Origin of the sequence: Neisseria perflava (assembly GCF_024170405.1) — a bacterium.
Taxonomy (GTDB): Bacteria; Pseudomonadota; Gammaproteobacteria; order Burkholderiales; family Neisseriaceae; genus Neisseria; species Neisseria perflava_B.
The window spans coordinates 1-2,740 of the sequence record NZ_JALJYC010000053.1 but is presented as its reverse complement, the minus strand read 5'-3'; the positions used below and the strand labels follow the sequence as shown (position 1 = coordinate 2,740).

4 protein-coding genes and 1 pseudogene are annotated in these 2,740 nt (G+C 49.9%); 2 read left to right on the top strand and 3 right to left on the bottom strand.

Features of this window, described 5'->3' with window-relative positions:
* Positions 1 to 71: 71 nt before the first annotated feature.
* Entirely contained in the window at positions 72 to 290 is a 219-nt protein-coding gene (locus tag J2T37_RS11480; protein WP_253356017.1) for a tautomerase family protein, read from the bottom strand.
* A 211-nt stretch (positions 291 to 501) separates the two neighbouring features.
* Positions 502 to 1,071, bottom strand: a complete 570-nt coding sequence (locus J2T37_RS11475) for an NADPH-dependent F420 reductase (protein ID WP_253356015.1) — start codon at positions 1,069 to 1,071, stop codon at positions 502 to 504.
* Between the two features lie 125 nt (positions 1,072 to 1,196).
* On the opposite strand from J2T37_RS11475, the gene J2T37_RS11470 reads away from it, so the two are divergent.
* Both J2T37_RS11470 and J2T37_RS11465 read left to right on the top strand, forming a co-directional pair.
* Positions 1,197 to 2,063, top strand: coding sequence for a LysR family transcriptional regulator (locus tag J2T37_RS11470; RefSeq protein WP_253356012.1), 867 nt, complete (start codon positions 1,197 to 1,199; stop codon positions 2,061 to 2,063).
* 147 nt (positions 2,064 to 2,210) lie between these two features.
* Positions 2,211 to 2,660 (top strand): Crp/Fnr family transcriptional regulator, encoded by a 450-nt coding sequence (locus J2T37_RS11465; protein WP_253356010.1) that lies wholly within the window; start codon positions 2,211 to 2,213, stop codon positions 2,658 to 2,660.
* Positions 2,661 to 2,664: 4 nt separating this feature from the next.
* Here J2T37_RS11465 and J2T37_RS11460 read toward each other — a convergent pair.
* Positions 2,665 to 2,740: pseudogene (locus J2T37_RS11460) on the bottom strand (IS1595 family transposase); the annotation flags it as partial.

The following is a 2,740-nucleotide window of genomic DNA, read 5'->3' as shown; positions in this document are numbered from 1 at the left end:
TGTTTTGCTTATAAGGGCTCAGTCGACTTTTTTTCATGGGATTTATTCTAAATGATTTTGAATAAATCTAGTTATCTAGTACAGCCCCATAATTTATCCATATTCGGCTTGATGTCCGTATCCCATATGCCCTGCCATTCTTCAGCGGGAATTTCGGTGTGGGCGATGGATACATCCCCTTCGCCCGCTTTCAGGTGTTTCACCGCAAGGGCGCTCAATTCTTTTTGAAATTCATCAAGTTGTTGTTCGGTTAAATGTTTCGGATAACATTTGATATTGATATGCGGCATGGTTGCTCCTTTCGTTTGAATCTCTGTTTGTTTTGATGAGGGTATTATAGGTTTTTCAGATTTAGTTGGAATCGTTTTAAATGAAAAACGGTTTTTCATATTTGAAAATCTTGGTCATTGTAACGGAGTATCCGAAAAGTAATGCCGTCTGAATACGTCGATTTTCAGACGGCATATTTACATCAAAATTTTATCAAAACTGACCGCACTTTTAGCGGTACACGGCGAAGCCGTTTGTCCAGCTGATTTGTTCGCGTACGGCGAGGGTGATTTGCAGGAAGCCCATGGCTTCCAATTTGCGGGCGCGTTTGAGGCTGCCGGCGTCGATAAATTGCAGACCGCTGCCGCTTAAGGCCGTCTGAATTTGTGCTTTGGCCTCCGCATTGTCGCCCGCCAGTTGCACAGTGGTTTTCACGCCCGGGGCAACTTCGCCGCCGGCCAAGGTTGCGGCAAAATTGGTGTTAAAGCCTTTGACCACCACGCTTTGCGGCAGTTTCGTCTGAATCAGTTCGGCGGCGGAAGTGCCGGCAGGTACGGTGAGCGCGTCCATAGTGGCGAAATCAACGGGGTTGGTGATGTCGATCACGGTTTTGCCCGCCAGTTGGTCGGCGTAGCGGCTGATGATGTCGTCCACCGCCGGGAATGGGACGGCCAACACCACGATGTCGCCTTGAATCTGCGCCGCTTCGCGTCCGATATGGGCGACTTGGTTGCCTGCTGCGCTGAAGTTTTTGCCGATGGCTTGCGCCATATTGCCGTTGCCGAAAATAGTAATGTTCATAATAAATCTCCTGTTTGAAAATGGGTTGTCGAACTTGTTTGTCGATGGAATGCATTATAGTTGTTCAAATTTTTATTAGAACCCGCTAAAATAAAAAATCATTATTCAAAAATGGAAAGCAAAAGATGAATTTGAATGCGGTCAAACTGCTGATTGCCGTGATCCAACAGGGCAGCCTGCTTGCTGCCAGCCATAAAACCGGCGTGGCGGTGGCGACCTTGAGCCGGAAAATCAACGAATTGGAACAGGATTTGGGCGTGCAGCTGTTGGAGCGTTCCACTCAAGGCGTGAAGCCGACGCTGGTGGGGCAGCAGCTTTACGAGCAGGCGAGCCTCAGCATTGAAACCCTAAGCGAGCTGGAGCGCAGCATTAAGGGCAACCAGACCCAGCTGCGCGGCAATCTACGCCTGTCGGTACCGGAATCCTTTGAATTATTTTGGGATTTGCTGGAGGATTTTCAGACGGTCTATCCTGACATCAAAGTTCACCTGCTCGCCAGCGACCGCAAATTGGACCTACTGGCGGACGGTATCGACGCAGTGATTCGGGCGGGCGATTTGGAAACCGATACGTTAATTGCCAAAAAGCTGCTCGACATCCGCCTGCAACTGGTGGCGGCTCCTGAATTTATCGCCGCGCACGGCACACCGGACACGCCCGACCAACTGGCGGATTTCCCACTGCTGGCGTGGGCGGCCACCGCTGACCATATCCCGAGCTGGCCGCTCGGCGGGCAGAGCGTGCGCATTGCGCCGTCTTTCGCCTGCAACAACTACTTGCATTTGCGCCATTTCCTGCTGCACGGCAAAGGGATCGGCGATTTGCCTGATTTTATGGCGGTGCCGCTGATTGAGCAGGGCAGACTGGTTCCCGTGTTGCCCGATTATCCGTTCCCGACCACGCCCGTCCACCTGCTGTACCCCGCCCACCGCCATCCGTCCGGCATCGTGCGGGCGTATATTGATTTTTGTCTGGCGTGGCTGAAAAAATAAAAGCGCGGTCGGTTTTTCAAAAGTTTTTTGAAAACAAAAATGCCGTCTGAAAATTTGATTTTCAGATGGCATTTTGCTTATTGGGGCAGCTTGCAATCGCGGCTCGTTTTTATACAATAAAACCAAACCCCCAATAGAGAACGCCCGATGATTGAACATTATTTACAGAAAATGAAGCAGCTTTGCCCCGCTTTTTCCCAAAGTGATGTTGATTTTATCCAAAGCCGCCTAAGCGTGCGGGAGCTGCCGCCCAAGGCGGTGTTTTTGCAGGCGGGGGAAGTGCCGAAATATATGGGGATGGTGGGCAGCGGTTTGCTGAAAACCTTTTACCTCACCGAGGGCGGCGAGCAGATTAACATCAATTTTTGCCAAGAAGGGCAGGTGGTGGGCGATTATTTGGCGTTTATGCACCAAACGCCGTCCAAATACAGCTTTCAGGCGCTTGAATACAGCCGTCTGATTGAGTTTCCTTACGCACATTGGCAGACCTGTTTGCAGGAGATTCCCGCCTTTGAGCGTTATGTGCGGTTGATGTTGGAAGCCGTGTTTGCGGCGTATTTGGCGCGCACCGAGGAATTTTTAATGGGGCTGTACTAGATAATTAGAGCAAATTACCTTTTACTAACTGTTTCAAAATAGAAATTTGAGATTTTATTTCACTGTTGTTAAAACGCCAT